At 42.4% G+C, this 19097-nt stretch carries 19 protein-coding genes; 12 read left to right on the forward strand and 7 right to left on the reverse strand.

Features of this window, described 5'->3' with window-relative positions; translation table 11 throughout:
* Nucleotides 1-34 precede the first annotated feature (34 nt).
* Nucleotides 35-604, forward strand: a complete 570-nt coding sequence (locus HC246_RS25525) for a transposase (protein ID WP_211167705.1) — start codon at nt 35-37, stop codon at nt 602-604.
* A gap of 71 nt (nt 605-675) precedes the next feature.
* Here the strand turns inward: HC246_RS25525 and HC246_RS13165 are convergent, their stop codons facing one another.
* Complete coding sequence (locus tag HC246_RS13165) at nt 676-1326, reverse strand: L,D-transpeptidase family protein (RefSeq protein ID WP_169363776.1); 651 nt, start codon at nt 1324-1326, stop codon at nt 676-678.
* Between the two features lie 29 nt (nt 1327-1355).
* The gene (locus tag HC246_RS13170) at nt 1356-2321 is read right to left on the reverse strand and encodes a branched-chain amino acid ABC transporter permease (RefSeq protein WP_169363777.1); all 966 of its coding nucleotides are present in this window, start codon (nt 2319-2321) and stop codon (nt 1356-1358) included.
* Between the two features lie 324 nt (nt 2322-2645).
* Between HC246_RS13170 and HC246_RS13175 the strand changes: the two genes are divergently transcribed.
* From HC246_RS13175 to HC246_RS13195, 5 genes are all read left to right on the forward strand, one after another.
* Complete coding sequence (locus HC246_RS13175) at nt 2646-3809, forward strand: GuaB3 family IMP dehydrogenase-related protein (protein WP_169363778.1); 1164 nt, start codon at nt 2646-2648, stop codon at nt 3807-3809.
* Nucleotides 3810-4429: 620 nt separating this feature from the next.
* Nucleotides 4430-4807 carry a response regulator gene (locus HC246_RS13180; RefSeq protein WP_169363779.1) on the forward strand — a complete coding sequence of 126 codons (378 nt, stop codon included), beginning with the start codon at nt 4430-4432 and terminating at the stop codon, nt 4805-4807.
* On the forward strand, nt 4794-5804 hold the full coding sequence (locus HC246_RS13185) for a diguanylate cyclase (protein WP_169363780.1): 1011 nt from the start codon (nt 4794-4796) through the stop codon (nt 5802-5804). Before HC246_RS13180 ends, HC246_RS13185 begins: the two co-directional genes overlap by 14 nt.
* Before the next feature lie 14 nt (nt 5805-5818).
* A complete protein-coding gene (locus tag HC246_RS13190) occupies nt 5819-6538 on the forward strand; it encodes a response regulator (protein ID WP_169363781.1) in 720 nt (239 codons plus the stop codon).
* Between the two features lie 319 nt (nt 6539-6857).
* Nucleotides 6858-7781 (forward strand): energy-coupling factor transporter transmembrane component T family protein, encoded by a 924-nt coding sequence (locus HC246_RS13195; RefSeq protein ID WP_169364588.1) that lies wholly within the window; start codon nt 6858-6860, stop codon nt 7779-7781.
* A gap of 15 nt (nt 7782-7796) precedes the next feature.
* On the opposite strand, the gene era is transcribed toward HC246_RS13195, so the two are convergent.
* The 5 genes from era to HC246_RS13220 all read right to left on the reverse strand — a co-directional run bounded on the left by era (nt 7797) and on the right by HC246_RS13220 (nt 13106).
* Complete coding sequence (gene era / locus HC246_RS13200) at nt 7797-8708, reverse strand: GTPase Era (RefSeq protein ID WP_169363782.1); 912 nt, start codon at nt 8706-8708, stop codon at nt 7797-7799.
* 62 nt (nt 8709-8770) lie between these two features.
* Nucleotides 8771-9322, reverse strand: a complete 552-nt coding sequence (rimM, locus tag HC246_RS13205) for a ribosome maturation factor RimM (protein WP_169363783.1) — start codon at nt 9320-9322, stop codon at nt 8771-8773.
* Between the two features lie 43 nt (nt 9323-9365).
* Nucleotides 9366-10049, reverse strand: a complete 684-nt coding sequence (rnc, locus tag HC246_RS13210) for a ribonuclease III (protein ID WP_169363784.1) — start codon at nt 10047-10049, stop codon at nt 9366-9368.
* Between the two features lie 132 nt (nt 10050-10181).
* Nucleotides 10182-11174: a pentapeptide repeat-containing protein gene (locus tag HC246_RS13215; protein WP_169363785.1), complete on the reverse strand. Its 993-nt coding sequence runs from the start codon at nt 11172-11174 to the stop codon at nt 10182-10184.
* Between the two features lie 195 nt (nt 11175-11369).
* Nucleotides 11370-13106 (reverse strand): ABC-F family ATP-binding cassette domain-containing protein, encoded by a 1737-nt coding sequence (locus HC246_RS13220; protein WP_169363786.1) that lies wholly within the window; start codon nt 13104-13106, stop codon nt 11370-11372.
* 172 nt (nt 13107-13278) lie between these two features.
* Between HC246_RS13220 and HC246_RS13225 the strand changes: the two genes are divergently transcribed.
* The 6 genes from HC246_RS13225 (at nt 13279) to groL (ending at nt 19072) form a co-directional block, all read left to right on the forward strand.
* Nucleotides 13279-14724, forward strand: coding sequence for an aromatic ring-hydroxylating dioxygenase subunit alpha (locus HC246_RS13225; protein WP_169363787.1), 1446 nt, complete (start codon nt 13279-13281; stop codon nt 14722-14724).
* 318 nt (nt 14725-15042) lie between these two features.
* Complete coding sequence (locus tag HC246_RS13230; protein ID WP_169363788.1) at nt 15043-15597, forward strand: glutathione S-transferase family protein; 555 nt, start codon at nt 15043-15045, stop codon at nt 15595-15597.
* A 37-nt stretch (nt 15598-15634) separates the two neighbouring features.
* The gene (locus tag HC246_RS13235; protein WP_169363789.1) at nt 15635-16255 is read left to right on the forward strand and encodes a 5-formyltetrahydrofolate cyclo-ligase; all 621 of its coding nucleotides are present in this window, start codon (nt 15635-15637) and stop codon (nt 16253-16255) included.
* Between the two features lie 17 nt (nt 16256-16272).
* On the forward strand, nt 16273-16740 hold the full coding sequence (locus HC246_RS13240) for a DUF29 domain-containing protein (RefSeq protein ID WP_169363790.1): 468 nt from the start codon (nt 16273-16275) through the stop codon (nt 16738-16740).
* Nucleotides 16741-16954: 214 nt separating this feature from the next.
* The gene (groES, locus tag HC246_RS13245) at nt 16955-17266 is read left to right on the forward strand and encodes a co-chaperone GroES (protein WP_126388628.1); all 312 of its coding nucleotides are present in this window, start codon (nt 16955-16957) and stop codon (nt 17264-17266) included.
* Between the two features lie 147 nt (nt 17267-17413).
* Nucleotides 17414-19072, forward strand: coding sequence for a chaperonin GroEL (gene groL, locus HC246_RS13250; RefSeq protein ID WP_169363791.1), 1659 nt, complete (start codon nt 17414-17416; stop codon nt 19070-19072).
* Nucleotides 19073-19097: the final 25 nt, after the last annotated feature.

The raw sequence follows: 19097 nt of genomic DNA on the forward strand, positions 1-19097 counted from the left end.
TCTGTAAAAAAACCTGAAACAAGCTTACTTACAGATGTTGATACGAGCTGCTGAAGCAGGGGAAATCGAGTTAAAGTATTTGGATGAAGCAGGTTGGTGTCTGGAAAGTGCTGTTAGTAGTTATAGTTACAGCCAAATAGGTCAACAAAAGCGGATGGAGCAACCCCTGAAAAAAAATAGAAAGCGCGTTAGTATTCTCGGACTATGGCAACCAGACAAAGGATTCGAGTATGCTCTAGCTCAAGGTGGATTCAATAGTCAGAGTTACATTAAAGTGATGGATTGGGTTGCTCAGAAAACGGCTCATGCCTTAGCTCAGACTGGTCGAATTACTTTAGAAATCAAAGACAATGGCTCTCTACATACCAGTCTGTTATCTCAGCAACAATGGACTCGTTGGCAGGTATACTTTTTCTTTTTGCCTACCTATTGTTCGGAAATGAATCTGATTGAGTCCGAGTGGCTCCAACTGAAAACCTATGAAATTGCGGGTCAGATATTTGACAATGAGTATGATTTAGCTCTTGCTATCATCGCTGGTATCGGAGCTCACAGTTCTTTAGGTGGTTATCCCATCGAAAGTTTTATATTTATTTCTGCCTAACTACTTAAAAAAACTAAATATACGGTATTCAGATAAGAAAGAGAGAGCCACTTAGTGGCTCTCTCTTTCTTCTAATGCAAAATTTCAATAGTTGTTCCACGTTGTAATAGGGGATAAATTTCATCAACATCTTTATTCCTTAAAGATATACAACCCCAAGTCCAGTTAATTTTGCGATCAATGAGCCAATCTTTGCCCTTCTCAACCCCATGAATACCTATCTCACCTCCAATATCATCATTAGCTTTTACTTCACCTCTAGCTTTTGCCTGAGAGAATTTGCGCCATGATTCTTGATTGGGATAGTCTAGCAAAATGAACTTCGACCATTCGGAATGGTAGTACAGTTCCTGTACATGAAAGATGCCTTCAGGAGTGCGCTTATCGCCTTGGCGGACTTTATCATCCTTAGGATTTGCTCCCAAAACGATCGCATAGGATTTAATCGGCTTTTTTTGATAATAAACCGTGAGCTTATATTTAGATTTTTCGATCACAAGGGAGATTGCCTTTTTATCAAGTTGTTTGAGATTAATCAAACTAGAGATCGCTTTATCTTTATTGAGCAATTCATTAACGGCACTTGCTTCACAATTAACCACACAGGGCAAATTGTGGAATATCTGAGGTGTTGCGATCTCATATCCCAATAGACTCACCAATAATGCAAAGGAGCCAAAGATTGTTAGAGATCGGCGATTATCTATTTCTCGTGGTGACATATTGACTCTATATCGCAGAGACGAGGAATTTAAGCCCCTTGTCTATCTTTAGGTTTATCTTTGACAAATATTTTTTGAGTAGCCTTTTTACACCAGACTAAAAATTCGGGTGTAATGATTCCTTTAGGATAAAAAATTGTACCAACCACAATCAATATCCCAAAAATGATTAAACGTCCATCCTTGAGAAATTGTCCTAGCCATACAGGAACACCAGTACTCGCGATACCTCGTAAAGCTTCAGGCAAAGCGGTCAGCACAATGCCACCAATCACGGGTCCCCAGAATGTCCGCGAACCACCAATTAATACAAAAGCTAAGAAGATAATACTGGCATCAAAAGTTCCCTGACGAGCATTCCATGTATTTAAGAAATGGGCGCTCACGGCTCCAACCATACCTGCCAAAATCGCTGCAAGGGTAAAGGCTAAAACTTTGTAATAAGTAGGATTGATCCCCATAGAATCCGCAGCAAGTTCATCTTCCCGAATGGCAATTAGGGCTCGTCCAACGCGAATTTTTTCTAGGCGATACATAAATGCCATACTTAAGCCTAGCAATGGCAACGCAATCCATAAATACTCCAAAGGTGATTGAAATGGCTGAGGAATACCAAAAATACCGATCGCACCACCAGTGATCTCCAAGTTTAGAGATACCACTCGCAAAATTTCTACAAAGGCAATAGTGGCGATCGCTAGATAAATTCCCCGTAAACGTAATACAGGAATCCCCAAAATTATCGCCAATATTCCTGATACGACACCAGCCAGCAACATTTCGAGTAATAGCCACCAAATTGTTACAGTTCCTGTGGTCGTAGTTAAAATCTTAGTAGAGGCGATCGCGGCGATATATCCACCCAAGGCATAAAAACCTGATGTTGCTAGCGATAACTGACCTGCCATTAATGGTAGATAAACGGAAATCCCTAGGATTGCCCCAAAAATTGCCGATACAATCAAAAAACCATAGGTATTAAAAAATTCAGCCATCGGTGAGATTTGTTATTTTATTAAGATGGGATATTAGCACTTCTCTTAAAAAATAACCTTCCATAGCACTAATTAGCTATCATTAGTCAATAAGCAACAGTATCTTAAGAAAGTATTAAGATTTTCTGTAACACTAAGTACAACTTTAGTGGCAATTACCAAGCGATCGCTGCTTAAAACATCAACCCTTCGCGTAAATCTTGAACACGAGATTCTTACGTCAACCTTGGCAAATGGTGAATTTGTAACTGTGTGTCACTTCGTGCCATGTAGTTACAATCAGCACTAACCTAAACTTAAATTCTAGAGAAGAGAGTACAAACAGTGGACATTCAAATTGGGCGCGGTAAAACTGCACGCAGAGCCTATGGCATCGACGAAATTGCACTAGTACCAGGAGGAAGAACCCTCGATCCCAACGTTGCCGATACATTCTGGGAAGTTGGGGGAATTCGTCGAGAAATTCCGATTATTGCCAGCGCTATGGATGGCGTTGTCGATGTCGATGCGGCTGTAAGACTTTCTGAGCTAGGAGCATTAGGTGTAATTAACCTTGATGGTATCCAAACCCGCTATGACGATCCCAAGCCAATCCTAGAAAAAATTGCATCCGTGGGCGTTACCGAGTTTGTCTCACTTATGCAACAGCTTTATGCTGAGCCAGTTAAACCCGAACTCATCCAAAAACGTATCCGCGAAATCAAAGAGAAGGGCGGTATTGCTTGCGCCAGCAGCATCCCTGTTAATGCCTTCAAATATGGGTTAATCGCCGCCGAAGCAGGTTGTGACTTATTTTTCTTGCAATCCACAGTAGTATCTACCACTCACATTGCGGCGGAAGGATTGGTTTCTCTCGATCTTGCCAAATTCTGCCAAGAAATGCCAATTCCAGTACTCATGGGCAACTGTGTTACCTACGATGTCACTTTAGAATTGTTGAGAGCAGGAGCCGCTGGTGTACTTGTGGGCATTGGTCCTGGTGCTGCCTGCACATCTAGAGGTGTACTTGGTGTTGGGGTTCCTCAAGCCACAGCCGTCGCTGACTGTGCTGCTGCCCGTGAAGACTTTTTCAAAGAAACTGGCAAGTATGTGCCCATCATTGCCGATGGTGGCCTGATTACGGGGGGAGATATTTGTAAATCGATCGCCTGTGGTGCTGATGCTGTGATGATTGGTTCCCCCTTCGCGAGAGCATCTGAAGCTCCCGGACGAGGCTTTCACTGGGGTATGGCAACACCTAGCCCTGTATTGCCACGTGGTACTCGCATCAAGGTGGGGACAACAGGTTCCCTAGAGCAAATTTTACGCGGGCCTGCGGGGCTTGACGACGGTACACACAACCTCTTAGGTGCACTCAAAACTAGTATGGGAACTTTAGGTGCAGCTAATATTCGTGAAATGCAACAAGTGGAAGTGGTCATTGCACCATCACTTTTGACCGAAGGAAAGGTTTACCAAAAAGCACAACAACTAGGCATGGGCAAATAGCCTAAATTAAGAAAGACTTGGCATACCAAGTCTTTCTTGCCTTTTTGCATTAATTGGCGAACAAACTGAATCATAGCCAACTTCTTTTTTGCCTACGGCAAAATAAAATCTCAAACATCTTAATAGGTTTGATTACTTAGTTTTCAAATAAGCATATAGCAATCCTAAATGTTTTGTGGAATCGCACTCTTTTGGGGTGCGATTCCACAAAACCAAAAATCTACAAATGATTTAGGAATGCTATTGAAGTGAGTAGATTTGAGCATGAATTCACGCACACAAACTTACTTAAAATCTTTTCAACTCGCTAGACTTGCGTAAGTCCTACTTATATCTGAATCATTGTAATTTTCTAGAAAAGATCAGGGTAATATTGAAACTATGGTTAAGGTATTACATCTACTGTGTAAATTACTAAATGAAGATTTAAATTTTCATTTACAGCATATTTAGTTTTTTGTGTAGTATAGGTAAATTTACAAAAGTCTTGCTTTGTAGTTTTTTTGTAAATTGATCTAGTGTTTAAGAAAGTGCAAAGTATCTATAATCAATACTACAGGGGGAGTAATCCGTAGAACTTAATTTGCTAGGGGCATACAACTAGGACGACCTAAATCGATATGGCAAAAATTCTACTGGTTGAAGATAATGAAATGAATCGCGATATGTTATCGCGAAGATTGAGGCGTAGGGGATTTGAAGTTGTCATAGCAGTCGATGGAGCTACGGGCATAACCACAGCCGAGTTAGAACTCCCTGACTTAATCGTGATGGATATGAGCTTACCAATTTTAGATGGATGGGAAGCGACCAAACGCTTAAAACAAATAGATGCAACTAGCAATATTCCGATTATTGGTTGTTCGGCTCATGCGATGGTAGGCGATCGCGAAAGAGGGATTGAGGCGGGTTGTGATGATTACGACACTAAGCCAATTGAATTTGCAAGATTATTAGAAAAAATTGAGAGATTGTTGGAAAAGTATGCCAGAAATTAGTGAATCTAGCTTACTCATTGTTGACGATGCTCAGATGAATCGAGAGCTTCTCTATCGCCATTTAAAAAATTTAGGATATACCAACATTATTTTGGCTGATAGTGGCAAAAGAGGTCTGGAAATCGTCGCATCACAATCAATTGACTTAATTTTGCTGGATATGATGATGCCAGTGATGAATGGATTAGAAATGCTAAACCATCTCAAATCTCACCAAGAATGGCAAATTATTCCTGTAATTATCATCTCAGCATTAGACGAAAAAGAGATGATGCTTACCTGCATTCAAAAGGGAGCCGAAGATTATTTAATCAAACCCTATGATCGTGTCCTTCTCAAAGCTAGAGTTAGAGCCTGCCTTGAGAAGAAAATGTTACACGATCGCGAATTTTTAAATAAGCAAAAACTTGAGGCGGCTTACAAAGAACTTGCAGTCGCATATTATGAGCTAGAAATTATCAAAAATGAATTAGAAGCGCTATCTCACCGTGATGGCTTAACAGGAATTGCTAATCGTCGCTATTTCGACAAAGTTTTAGAAAGGGAATGGAATGCAGCGAAAAGAGAACATAAATTTCTATCCCTCATCCTATTTGATATAGACTATTTTAAGAAATACAATGATACCTATGGGCATCTTGCTGGGGATGACTGTCTATGCCAAGTAGCGATCGCCGCATCGCGAGTTATTAAACGGCCAAGAGATACATTAGCAAGATATGGAGGTGAAGAATTTGCGGTAATTTTACCAGATACAGATTTGAAGGGGGCAAGCTTTTGTGCAGAACAAATTCGCTTTGCGATAGAAAATCTTCATGTTATTCATATATCTTCACAGATTAATTCCTACGTTACCGCCAGCCTAGGAATCTCAACAATTAACCCTTCTGCCGAACTGACAACTTCCCAGCAATTAATCAAAGAAGCTGACCTCGCTCTATATGAAGCTAAAAGAGAAGGGCGAAATCGCGTTAAGTTATGGTCTCACAATTCGTAAGTAAGGGTAGCAACATGGCAATGCAAAACTTCCAAATATTAATTGTTGATGATAATGAAATAAATCGAGATATGTTGGCAAGGCGCTTACATAGAAAGGATTTTAATCTATCAATGGCAGTAGATGGTCGTGCGGCTTTATCGATGATTCAGGCAAATCGCTATGACTTGATTCTTCTAGATATCATGATGCCTGAGATCGATGGATATGCAGTACTAAAATATTTAAAAAAAGACCCAAGGTTACGAAATATTCCTGTCATCATCATTTCTGCTCTTGAAGAAATGGATAGTGTGATGCAGTGCATGGAAATCGGCGCAGATGATTATTTGACTAAGCCCTTCGATCCTGAAATGCTGAAGTCCGCAGTTAATCGGTGTTTATCCAGTAGAACAACACCATCAACACCACCTAACTTTAACAAACCTAATGATGCTCCAAAAGCGACATCTGTGAATACGAGCGATCAGATTACTGGATTTAACTTACCTGAAAATACTACCCGTGGGAGATCCACGAATACAATTACTATTGATGAGGTTGTACTGCGGATTATGCAGTCAGGAATCATTAATCGTAAAAGCTATCTATATTTTAGTAAGGCAATTTACAATAGCTTATTTGAGAATATCGGACTCAACGAGCAGGAACTTTATCAAATTAATTCAGTATTTGCCGCAATTCAGTCGGGAAGAATTAGAGTAGTTGATTCGAGCGCACCTAGCAAACTCTAACCCTCAAAAAGGCATTAAGCCTTGCGGATAAAAAATGTCCCACCACATTTATCTAGCTTCGACTTCGCTCAGCTAACGTTGGCTGAGCGGAGTCGAAGCCACAGGTACTTTAATTAATAGCAAGTCCCTTATTAACTCAGCCTAAGCTAATTGTTTAGAGGGTATGTACACGAATTGGTAGATTTTTGGGTTTGTGGAAGCGCACCCTGAAGGAGTGCGCTTCCACAAACCATTTAGGCTTGCTATAGGAAGTGCTGTTGCTCTTAATTGGTATATTGTAAATTGCACGAACAAAATCCTCGAAAAATATCAGAATATAGTGGATATACTGCGATCGCTTCCTATCGGACTTTACCTCGAACAGCCCATCACATGGCTACATCGGCTTGATCCACGCATTAAACTGTTTGGGTTACTAACATTTTTATTAACACCAATTCAAGCTAATGAGTTTTGGAGGATCGCGATCGCTGTTTTACTGATCCTGCTCACCCTTGCTTCCAAAATTCCCATGCGCGTATGGAAACAGCAGATGGGGATTTTGCTGTTACTGGCTTTTATGACCCTTGCGATCGCCACGATTTCCCCCGATGGATTCAATGCCACAGTGCAGCCACGCCGCCCCATTCCTGAAGTGAATGTTAGTAATGATAAACCGAGTATTACCTCGCCCTTAACCCTCAAATTACCACAACCAACTTCCTATAACTATGTACTCTGGAAAGCAGGTAGTATCACTATTACTCGCAGATCCCGTGAGTTAGGTGTGCGGGTCTGTACATTGATTTTTACCTATCTCTATGCACCAACGCTATTTCTTTTGGTTACGGCTCCCGAAGAAATTACAGCAGCGATCGCTTCTATATTTTCACCCTTAAAATTCTTCAAAATCCCTGTTGTTGAAGTAGTACTCACGCTCACCCTTGCCTTACGTTTTGTCCCCCTCGTTTTAGAAGAAGTACAGAACCTCGCTAGGGCAATGCGTACCCGTTCCATTAATTGGAAAAGATTAGGGTTTAAACGTACCACTCAAATTTGGCTAATCCTTGCGGAACGCCTGATTGACAATCTATTCATCCGTGCTGAGCAAACTGCCAGTGCTATGCAGGTACGTGGTTTTACAAGTCCCAACACTCACCTTGTCGTGTGGAATCCGCTAAGACTACTTCCCCGTGATATTGCTCTACTCATCCTTCTTGTCGGAATGTGGGGAGTCAGAATTTACTATGGCAATGAATTTTAAATAGGAATTCGCACTTTATTCCACACGATATCCCAGATCCGATAGTTGGAATCGCGATGAGCGCCATTTAGGCTGAACTTTGACAAAGATCTCTAAGTGGACAGAACCCATAATTAATTTCTGCATTTGCTGTCTGGCTTGAGTACCAATCTCCTTCAGCATTTGTCCTTTCTTGCCAATCAAAATTCCCTTTTGTGAATCACGTTCAACATGGACAGTCGCCATGACTCTAGTAATTTTAGGCTGTTCATCAACTTGATCAATGCTGACGGCAACGGAATGGGGAACTTCTTCGCGAGTTAGTAAAAGAATCTGTTCACGAATTAATTCGCCCATAATGAACCGTTCAGGCTGATCGGTAACTAAATCTGGTGGATAGTAGTAGGGACCTTCTGGTAAGCGATCGCACATCATGGCTTGCAATACTTCTAATCCCTCTCCTGTCACTGACGAAAACTTGGCAACTTGCCAACCATGCTCGGTGGCAAAGCTCTCATAGCTTGCCAAGATTTCACTCGCAGTAGAATTCTCTAACATGTCAATTTTATTGACACCAAGAATGGCAGGAACCTTGCTCTGCAAGATGTTTTCAGCAACAAAGCGATCACCAGTTCCCATGCGATCGCTACCATCAACTACTAAAACCGTAGCATCAACGGAAGAGATCGCTCCAATGGCATTTTTGACGATGGTTTGACCTAGCAAATGATGCGGCTTATGAATTCCGGGCGTATCTACTAGTACGATTTGCGCTGTGGGTAATGTCAGGATTCCGCGTAAACGATTGCGAGTCGTTTGGGCAACAGGCGAAGTAATCGCAATTTTTTGACCAATGAGAGCATTAAGTAATGTCGATTTACCCACATTAGGTCGCCCGACTAATGCAACAAAGCCCGATTTAAAACCTTCGCCCGATTCTGGAATCATGATTATTTGCTCTATTAATTAGAAAGCATTACATAGCTATACTTTTCAATCATACCGTAAACTTAAGAGGCAGCATTTAGCCACTTATCGATGAGTCCACGAGGAGGAGTAACTTCAATTCTTTTTTGATGGATATCTACAAAGGGAACGATCGCTTCGACAAAAGGAATTAATTCGATTTCTTCATTGTCAGGATTACGAACTTCTAGCAGATCGTTACCTGCGGCAATAATACTAATCACTTCACCCAAGAGCTTACCTGTCGGTTGATGGTAAACATTGCAACCTACCAAATCAGCGATCATGTATTCGTTATGTTCTAAGTAAGGGCGATCGCTAGTGGGGATCATCATTACATAGTTACGCAGAGCCTCAGCTTGATCGCAATCGTTAATTCCTTCAAGACGCACCACAAATAGATTCTTTTTACCAGCCAATTCACGACCAGATAACATTTTTACTTCTTGGGGTTCTACTTTCTCTGACGGTGCAATCCAACGCTTGCCAGCAGTTTCAAAGCGCTCAGGAAAATCAGAATAGGATAAAACTCTTACCTCACCCTTGAGTCCTTGCGGTGAAACAATTTTGCCAATAATCAACCAATCTTCTGCCATAACTTTTTCCTTGCCAATATTGTCACGCAATGGAAATATTGGCTCATAACATTCTCTCTATTTGTTCTAATGCGTCAAGCGCGGCGGCACGTTCTGCTTCTTTTTTGCTAGAAAAATTTCGCAGACTCTGACCATATAAGCGATCTCCAACATATACTTTAGACGCAAATTCGGGCGTATGATCAGTTCCACCTACTTTTTCGGTGATATAGCGCGGTAAGGTGTGACCAATATAGGACTGCACCCATTCCTGTAGTCGATTCTTCGCATCCAGATCAGAACGAGTATTTACCAACTCAGGTGGGACTGATGTAAACAGTGCCTCTACCGCAGGTCGAACTAACTCCACATCACAATTACGATCTAGATATAAAGCGCCAATCATCGCTTCAAAGGCACAGCTTAGAAGGTTATCACTTTTATTGCCCCCATCACGTAGTGCCCCTTTGCCTAGCAAAATTTGCGTGTCTAATTCTAGGGCGATCGCAAAATTAGCTAATTGCTTTTCGTCCACCAGAGCCGCACGCCGACGGGTCAACTCATCTTCACCTAATTCAGGATGTTGACGATAGAGGTAGGAACCACTTAGAAAATTTAAAATAGCATCCCCCAAAAATTCTAGACGTTCGTTATCCTCACCTACACTCGGATTTTCATGGACATAGGAGCGATGGGTTAATGCCATTCGCAATAAATTGGGATCGTGAAAACTAAACAGTTCTTTCATTGTCTCTAAATATAGCAATCACTGTTACAGACTGTTGAAGCTTGAAGAAATACAGAGAAATTTTTGAAAGCGCTGCTTTGCCACGCTTTCAAAAATTTCTCTGTATTTCAAGTCAGCTCAAGGCACTGTAATCTAAGATTGACAGGTTCGCATTGAGACATGTCCGTCTGGCAAAGTCGTCTGGCAAATCTTGACACCATTTTTCCAACCTACATCTAAAACTGCATATTTTAAATTAGCACCATCAAAGTTAGCACCATATAAATCTGCATTAGTTAAATCTGCATTAGTCAAATCTGCATTAGTTAAATCCGCATTCCATAGATTAGCGGCATTGAAACAAGCCCCACGTAAAATCGTTCCGCGTAAAATTGCTTTACTTAAATTGCTACCACTGAAATTAACATTACTCAAGTTTAATCCACTCAAATTAGCCAGACGCAGATTGATCTCACTAAAGTCAATGCGATCAAGATCAGCTTCACGCAAATCTACTTCACTTAAATTTGCTCCTTTTAAATTTGCTCCGTGGAGACTGGCTTCACTCAAATCTGCTTCACTGAGATTAGCGTGCTGTAAATTCGCACGACTTAAATTGGCTCTAAACAAAAAAGCATGATGCAAGTTAGCGTAACTCAAATCTGATTTAGAAAGATTGGCTTCTAGAAGATAAGCTTTTTGCAGATTGGCTCTTACAAAACTCATGCTACGCAGATTAGTACAGTTTAAAATAGAGGTCTGTAAATTTGCGCCATCTAAGCTCACATTAGCAAAACTAGTCCCACTCAAGGCAGCATAACTAAAGTTAGTACGTGTGATATTGGCATTATTAAGGTTTGCGTCTAAGAGCGAAGCACCACATAGATCAGCATCTGATAAGTTCGCACCTGATAGATCAACGTTACAAAGAGTTGCTTCCCATAGATTTGCAAAAACCAGATTGGTATTGCGTAAAATTGCATTACTCAGGTCAACCTTGCTTAAATCTAATCCCATCAAATCCATTCCCTCAAAGTTTCTTTCTCCTTGGGAATAACGTTCCATCAGTTTGCGTTTCCTAGCAAAGTGATCCAACATAGGAATTGTGCTTATATCTAAAAGAACGACTGCGTCTCTTTCGTTCATCAGAAAACCCTTAGTTTAATTTTATGCCGTTATATTACTGAAGTAAAAACTATTTGCACTATAACTACATAAAATTACAGCTTCTAGCTTTGGGTAGTTCAGACTAACTACAGGAAGCATATAAGGAAAGGATTTATTTTGGTAAGTATGGGCGGCGCTTTGCGCCGCCCATACTTACCTATTTAGAATGGCCTGTTACTTGGCTTTTGCCTTTTGTAGTTGCTTTTCTTGACGTTTTTCTGCTTGCTTTACACGCTCCTTTTCTTTTTTTAGGGCATCTTTAGCTGCTTTAGCTGCCATTTCCGCCTTGTATTTAGCTTCTCGCTCCTCTTCTTCCTTTTTCTCTTGGTAGTAAGCATAGTCACCTGCATATACGACGAGATCGCCATCACGAATTTCCACAATCTTGTTCGCAACTTGGGAGATGAAATAGCGATCGTGGGAGATCACCGCTACAGTACCCTCATACTCACGCAAAGCCGCTTCTAGCATCTCTTTAGCAGGGATATCAAGGTGGTTAGTCGGCTCATCGAGGATCAGGAAATTGACTGGAGTAAGCAACATTTTCGCAAGGGCAAGTCTTGCTTTTTCACCACCACTGAGATCGCGTACTAGTTTAAATACAGTGTCTCCACTAAATAGGAATTTACCCAATACGCCACGCACTTCTTCATGGGTCATTTTGGGAAAATCGTCATGGATGGTATGAAATACGTCTTTGTGCAAGTCGAGGGCTTCCGCTTGGTTTTGCTCAAAATAGCCAATGAGGACATTGTGACCAAGGTTGATTTCGCCTTCGTTGTAGGGTTCTTTGCCCACAACCATTTTGAGTAGGGTAGATTTGCCTGCGCCATTAGGACCAAGGAAGGCAACCCGATCGCCTCTTTCGATTTCTAGATCTGCGCCCAAGAATAGAATCTGATCCCCATAAGCATGGGTGAGATCTTTAATTTCGACGGTGACGCGCCCACTGCGAGATGCTGGGGGGAAGTGGAACTTGAGAGTCCGCACATCACTGTCAGGAGCTTCGATGCGCTCGATTTTGTCCAATTGCTTTTCGCGGCTCTTGGCTTGGGTACTACGGGTAGCACTTGCCCTAAAGCGATCGACGAATACCTGTTGCTTTTCGATATATTTTTGTTGGCGTTCAAAGGCAGCACTCTGGGCAGCTTTGGCTTCAGCTTTTTGGTTGAGGTATGAGGTGTAATTGCCCAAATAGGTGGTGGATACGCCACGCTCAGTTTCTACAATTGAGGTACAGAGGCGATCTAGAAATTCACGGTCATGGGAGACGATCACCATCGGTGTACTTAGCGATCGCAGGTATTTTTCTAGCCACTCAATGGTTTCTAAGTCCAAGTGGTTCGTCGGTTCGTCCAATAGCAATAGGTCTGGCGATTGCAGCAAAATTTTGCCTAAGCCCATCCGCATTTGCCAACCACCGCTATATTCACTGACCAAGCGATCGCCATCGTCAGCTTTAAAACCTAGTTCTGGCAATAGTTTATCGATACGGCTTTCCAATTCATAGCCATTGTGATCTTCAAACTGACGCTGGTAACGATCCATCTTTTTGAGAATCGGCTCATAGTCCTCACCATCCTTGAGGTTTTCCAAGTGATGATGAATAATCGCTAATTCCTTCTGAATTTCGCGTACTTCCTGAAATGCTTGCCACATCTCTTGTTTGACGGTACGAGTCTCTTCGATGTCAAATTCTTGGCTAAGATAGGCAATTTTCAGACTCGAAGGACGCACGATTTGCCCTGCGGTTGGTTCGATTTCCCCTGCAATAATCTTGAGTTGTGTTGATTTCCCCGCACCATTGACACCGACTAAACCAATGCGATCGCCAGTTTTGACTTCCCAGTTAACGTCTTTGAGGACTTCGCCAGTGGGATAAATTTTCTGAATGTGTTCGAGACGAAGCATAGGATTTGGGGGAGCAACAAAACTTAACTTTTTATTAAGATTATCATTTTTTTGTAACAAATGCATCATCCCGATTAAAAAGCCTAGCTCCTTGCATCGGTGAAACACTGCTTTTGGCGATCGCAGGCTAAACTATACATAACTTTACAATTTGACAGGTTTAGCTATACCTATGACTGCAAATACCTTGCTGCGAGATGAAATTAACTCTGGAAATACCACAGCTAACAATTCACAGTCCCAAACTTTGGCTGCGGGAGGTCAAGATCCTGAGCGCTTTGATTGGCAAGAGGTATGGTATCCCGTCTTTTATCTAGAAGATTTGGATAAGAAGAAACCCAACAAATTTACCTTACTAGAACGCGATCTCGTAATTTGGTGGGATTGTCATAGCCAAGCATGGAAAGCCTTTGACGATCGCTGTCCCCATCGCCTTGTGCCTCTATCGGAAGGTAGAATTGCTGAGGATGGCTTATTGGAATGTCCCTATCATGGCTGGGCATTTAAGGGTGATGGCAGTTGCGATCGCATCCCTCAACAGCCCGAAAATGGCGATGCCCACAGATCAAAACGCGCTTGTGTGAAATCACTTCCTACCGCCGAGCGTCAGGGAATGCTCTTCATTTACGCTGGCAAACCTGAAAATGCCTCCAATGTCAAAATCCCCATCGTCGATCCTATTGAAGCTGAGCCAGAAAAATGGACTCTATTTGGTACTTTTCGGGATCTTCCCTATGATGCAATTACCCTTCTAGAAAATGTCCTTGATGCTAGTCATCTACCCTTTACCCATCACAAGTCTGTCGGTAATCGGGCTAACGCTGCACCAATGTTTTTAGAAGTTCTAGAAACTCATAAACATGGCTTTAATGGCACATGGGCAGAAGGTCCTCGCCGTGGCAAATTAGGAAGACAGGATACGACTTTTATTGCACCTTCATTGATGTGGCATGACCTCACTTCCAAACAATTTGGTAGAACAATGACAGTGGTCTATGCTACTCCCACACGCAAAGGCGAATGTCGGATGTTTGCTCGCTTCCCTTTTCAATTCAATTCAGCAATTCCTCGATTTTTTATAAGCATCATGCCCCGTTGGTATTCCCATATCGGACAGAATGGAATTCTTGAAGATGATCAAATCTTTCTACATTATCAAGAGCGTTATCTAGAACAGGCACTTGCTCAACCCGAAAATGATGGTAATTATGCCAAGGCTTTCTATTTACCAACATCTGCCGATACTTACGTTTCAGAATTACGCAAATGGGTAAATCGCTATGAAGCTGATCCCTTTGTAGGACAGAGGTTAACTCCGCCGATTGCTAAAGAAGTTCTTTTAGAGCGTTATCACTCTCACACTTCTAAATGTGCCAGTTGTCGTCAGTCTTTACGAACTGTGCGATCGCTCAAAACCGCAAGTATCATCACTGCGGCGATCGCATGGACAGTCACCCCATTAATTAGTTATTTCCTATCTACAAACCTCTTGACAATTGCTGTAGGTTCTGCGGCTGCGGTCATAGCGATCGCCGTTTGGTTCATCTGCAATAACTTAGAGCGTAAGTTTATCTACGGGCAGGAAACTCCCTTACGCAATTTAAGTAGTGCTAAATAGGTAAGTAGTCGGCGCGATGCGCTGACCACTTACCTACAATAAATCCTTTGTTTGTTAGGAATAAGGATCTTGCGTTTAAAAATGTCCCACCAAAGTTATCTAGCTTCAACTTCGCTCAGCTCACGTTGGCTGAGCGGAGTCGAAGACACACGTACTTTAAATTAATAGCAAGTCCCTAATGCAACTTATAGGGATTATTTAGAGCGTTTTCAAATGAGTATGCTTTCATCTGAAAACCGCTATACTATCGGGTGAATTTAAGGTGTTTATAGCATCGATAGTATTAATCTGACCAGTTACAATCACTAGAGAAAACCTATGACCAAACTTTATGGTGGTGCGAGAAGTCGTGCTTCAATCGTGAAATGGTATTTAGAAGAATTGCAAGCTCCTTATGAGTTCCAACTTCTCGATATGCAGGCAGGTGAACACTTACAACCTGACTTTTTAGCCATTAATCCCTTCGGAAAGGTTCCTGCAATTACTGAAGGTGATTTCCAATTGTGGGAATCTGGAGCGATTTTGCTATACCTTGCCGATAAATATGAACAGGTGAAAACCCTCGAAGAAAGAGCGATCGCTTCTCAATGGGTATTGTTTGCCAATGCGACCCTTGGACCAGGTATATTTGGCGCAGACACTCGCGAAAAAGAATCTCCACGACTACTCGGCGGTTTAAACAAGATTCTTGAAAATCAAAACTACATTACTGGGGACAACTTCACTGTGTCGGATGTAGCCGTGGGGACAATCCTTGGCTATGCAATTTTGATGCTCAAAATCTCATACGATGACTATCCTGCTGTTGATGCCTACATTAAACGTATTAGCGATCGCCCTGCTTACAAAAAAGCAATTTTAGGTATTACATAGACTAGTGGGGCGCTCTGCGTCCCTAATTTTTGTTTATATGCAGGTTTACGATAGTGTGATTGAATCGATTACAGATGCTCAGCAAGACAAGCAACCAATTAAAAGACAACTCAGAAAAGACTTACTTACTAAACGTCGCCAAATTCCCCATGAAGTTTGGCAGCAAAAAAGCTTAGCACTATGCGATCGCCTTTCCAATTGGCAAATATTCCAACAAGCCCAAAATATCTTAGCCTTCACCAGTTTTCGGCAAGAACCAGATTTGAGTACATTGTGGCAAAGATTTCCTGAAAAGAATTGGGGATTTGCGCGTTGTATCGAAAAGGGTTTGATGTGGCATCAAGTAGCGATCGCTGATTTCTCCAATCAGATGCAATTAGGAGCTTTTAATATCCTTGAGCCGCATCCCGATTTACCACTGATGGATTTAGCAAATATTGATCTAATTTTGATACCTGCGGTGGCTGGCGATCGACAAGGCTATCGTTTAGGTTATGGCGGCGGCTTTTATGATCGTTGGCTGCCTCACTCCACAGGATTGAAAGTAGGAATTATTTTCGATGAGTTTTATGTAGATGATCTGCCCCATGATCCTTGGGATGTACCATTAGATGCCATCTTTACCGACTCAAAAGCCTTAATGCTAGGATTACTCTAGCGTTCAACTGGTTAAATATGGCGATCGCATCAGACAAAACGCAAATCAAATCCCATCATGAACTCTATGAAGAGGACTTTTGTCTATGGATAGAGCAAGCATTGGTATTGCTGCGTCAAGGCAACCTTAGGGATTTGGACTTGGAAAATTTGCTCGAAGAAATTGAAGACATGGGTAGTAGTCAAAAACAAGCACTAGAGAGCAATTTAAAAGTTATTCTCATGCATTTACTCAAATACAAATACCAACCCGAAAAACGCTCTAATAGTTGGCTATATACCCTAGCTGAACATCGCCAGAGAATCCGCAAAGCTTTCAAAAATAGTCCTAGCCTCAAGAGACATTTTTTGCAAGAGTTTGCTGATGTTTATCTAGATGCCAAAAAACTTGCTGCGATCGAAACAGGATTACCAAGCCACACTTTTCCCGTAGAATCCCCATTTACGCCCGATCAAGTCACAGATGAAGAATATCTACCTGAATAGCAAATTTGGTGGCACGGCTGCACCGCGCCACCAAAAATCGGTTCTTTGTTTGTACGGTAAGCCGATCTAGTTACTGACTCTTTTCGCAGTATATTAGCACTCAGTGAGACAGAGTGCTAAAGCACGCAATGTGTGACCAAGGCGAGACAAATTTCCACCTAAGTCACAACCTGCAAAGTCCACTCTGATTAGATTTTAAGGAGGTATAGGCATAGTGGCATCGTTAACCCTAAATACTGGTACATTGCAACCCTTAGGCGATCGCCTATTGGTAAAAGTAGCAACTAAAGAAGAAAAAACTGTAGGTGGTATTTTCTTGCCAGACACAGCCCAAGAAAAGCCCCAAATCGGTGAAGTAACTGCCGTTGGACCTGGTACACGCAACGATAAAGGTACTCGCGTTGCTTTAGAAGTCAAAGCAGGCGATAAAGTACTGTACTCCAAGTACGCAGGTACTGAAGTCAAAATTGACAACGTAGATTATTTGCTACTTGCAGAAAGAGATATTCTCGCGATCGTTGAATAAAGCTAATAGCTATTAGCCGTTAGCTTTTAGCCATTAGCCTTCAAAACTCTTCATCCAGAAGCAATCGAAAAGAGCTAAAAGCTAATTGCTAAAAGCTAACAGCCCAATAACCAATCCCAAAATCACCCATTACCCTTAATAACTAAAATGTCTAAAATCGTAGTATTTGATGAAGAATCTCGCCGCGCCCTTGAGCGTGGTGTCAATGCACTTGCTGACGCAGTACGTGTCACCCTTGGTCCTAAAGGTCGTAACGTAGTTATCGAAAAGAAATATGGCGCTCCTCAAATCATCAATGATGGTGTGAGCATCGCTAAGGAAATTGAATTAGAAGATCCCTTAGAAAATGCAGGTGCACAACTCATTCGCGAAGTTGCCTCTAGAACCAATGATGTAGCAGGTGATGGTACTACCAGCGCTACCGTTTTGGCTCAAGAATTTATTCGTGAAGGTTTGCGTAACGTTGCCGCAGGCGCTAACCCAGTGGGTGTCCGTCGCGGTATCGAAAAGGCAGTTGCTCACTTGGTTGGTGTCATTGCAGACAAGGCTAAGGCTGTTGATTCCAATGCAGAAATCGCGCAAATCGCCACTATCTCCGCAGGTAATGATCCTGAAGTTGGCGAAATGATTGCCCATGCAATGGACAAAGTTGGCAAAGATGGCGTAATCACCGTTGAAGAGTCTAAGTCCCTCACAACCGAATTGGAAGTTGTTGAAGGTATGCAACTCGATCGCGGTTATATCTCTCCTTATTTCGTCACCGACAGCGAGCGTCAGTTGGTGGAATTTGAGAATGCTAAGGTTCTCCTCACCGACAAGAAAATTAACGTCATCCAAGATCTCGTTCCAATTCTCGAAAAGGCAGCTCGTTCTGGTTCTCCTCTCGTCATCATTTCCGAAGATGTTGAAGGTGAAGCTCTCGCAACTCTAGTTGTGAACAAGCTCAGAGGTTCTCTGAATATCGCTGCTATCAAGGCTCCCGGATTTGGCGATCGCCGTAAAGCATTGTTGCAAGACATCGCTGTTCTCACCAATGGACAGGTCATCTCTGAAGATGCTGGTTTGGAACTCAGCGCTGCAACCTTGGAACAGCTTGGTACAATCCGTAAGATCACCATTTCTAAGGACAAGACCACCATTGTTTCTGACATTTCCAACAAGGCAAATGTTGACAAGCGTGTTGCTCAAATCCGCAAGGAATTGGAACTCAGCGACTCTGACTACGACAAGGAAAAGCTGCAAGAGCGTATTGCTAAGCTCTCTGGTGGCGTAGCTGTAATCAAGGTCGGTGCAGCAACCGAAACTGAACTTAAGGATCGTAAGCTTCGCATCGAAGATGCACTTAACTCTACTCGTGCAGCCGTTGAAGAAGGTATCGTCCCCGGTGGTGGTGCGACCCTCGCTCACTTGTCAGTTGAATTGCAAGAATTCAAGGCAACCTTGAAGAACGAAGAAGCGATCGGCGCTGATATCGTTGCTCGTTCTCTCTCTGCACCTCTTCGTCAAATCAGCGACAACGCTGGTCTCGAAGGTACTGTGGTAGTTGAAAAGGTTAAGCAACTTCCTTTCAATCATGGTTTTGATGCACTTAAGGGCGAATATGTTGACTTGATCGCTACTGGTATTATTGACCCTGCGAAGGTTGTCCGTTCTGCATTACAAAATGCTGCGTCCGTAGCTGGTATGGTCTTGACCACCGAAGCTCTCGTGGTTGAGAAGCCAGAGAAGAAATCTGACGCTGGTGCTGCTGGTATGGGCGGCATGGGCGGCATGGGTGGTATGGGCGGTATGGGTGGCATGATGTAATTGCCATTCAAAAAAGAGGGGGACG

It is taken from the genome of Pseudanabaena yagii GIHE-NHR1 (genome assembly GCF_012863495.1).
GTDB lineage: Bacteria > Cyanobacteriota > Cyanobacteriia > Pseudanabaenales > Pseudanabaenaceae > Pseudanabaena > Pseudanabaena yagii.

What these genes read in the sequence shown, in the direction of transcription:
- HC246_RS13185 (WP_169363780.1), top strand. Translation starts at nt 4,794, where the DNA reads ATGCCAGAAATTAGTGAATCTAGCTTACTCATTGTTGACGATGCTCAG.
- HC246_RS13180 (WP_169363779.1), top strand. Translation starts at nt 4,430, where the DNA reads ATGGCAAAAATTCTACTGGTTGAAGATAATGAAATGAATCGCGATATG.
- HC246_RS13220 (WP_169363786.1), bottom strand. Translation starts at nt 13,106, where the DNA reads ATGCTTCGTCTCGAACACATTCAGAAAATTTATCCCACTGGCGAAGTC.
- HC246_RS13215 (WP_169363785.1), bottom strand. Translation starts at nt 11,174, where the DNA reads ATGAACGAAAGAGACGCAGTCGTTCTTTTAGATATAAGCACAATTCCT.
- rnc (WP_169363784.1), bottom strand. Translation starts at nt 10,049, where the DNA reads ATGAAAGAACTGTTTAGTTTTCACGATCCCAATTTATTGCGAATGGCA.
- HC246_RS13240 (WP_169363790.1), top strand. Translation starts at nt 16,273, where the DNA reads ATGGCGATCGCATCAGACAAAACGCAAATCAAATCCCATCATGAACTC.
- HC246_RS25525 (WP_211167705.1), top strand. Translation starts at nt 35, where the DNA reads ATGTTGATACGAGCTGCTGAAGCAGGGGAAATCGAGTTAAAGTATTTG.
- groL (WP_169363791.1), top strand. Translation starts at nt 17,414, where the DNA reads ATGTCTAAAATCGTAGTATTTGATGAAGAATCTCGCCGCGCCCTTGAG.
- era (WP_169363782.1), bottom strand. Translation starts at nt 8,708, where the DNA reads ATGATTCCAGAATCGGGCGAAGGTTTTAAATCGGGCTTTGTTGCATTA.
- HC246_RS13235 (WP_169363789.1), top strand. Translation starts at nt 15,635, where the DNA reads ATGCAGGTTTACGATAGTGTGATTGAATCGATTACAGATGCTCAGCAA.
- rimM (WP_169363783.1), bottom strand. Translation starts at nt 9,322, where the DNA reads ATGGCAGAAGATTGGTTGATTATTGGCAAAATTGTTTCACCGCAAGGA.
- HC246_RS13165 (WP_169363776.1), bottom strand. Translation starts at nt 1,326, where the DNA reads ATGTCACCACGAGAAATAGATAATCGCCGATCTCTAACAATCTTTGGC.
- HC246_RS13190 (WP_169363781.1), top strand. Translation starts at nt 5,819, where the DNA reads ATGGCAATGCAAAACTTCCAAATATTAATTGTTGATGATAATGAAATA.
- HC246_RS13225 (WP_169363787.1), top strand. Translation starts at nt 13,279, where the DNA reads ATGACTGCAAATACCTTGCTGCGAGATGAAATTAACTCTGGAAATACC.
- HC246_RS13170 (WP_169363777.1), bottom strand. Translation starts at nt 2,321, where the DNA reads ATGGCTGAATTTTTTAATACCTATGGTTTTTTGATTGTATCGGCAATT.
- HC246_RS13230 (WP_169363788.1), top strand. Translation starts at nt 15,043, where the DNA reads ATGACCAAACTTTATGGTGGTGCGAGAAGTCGTGCTTCAATCGTGAAA.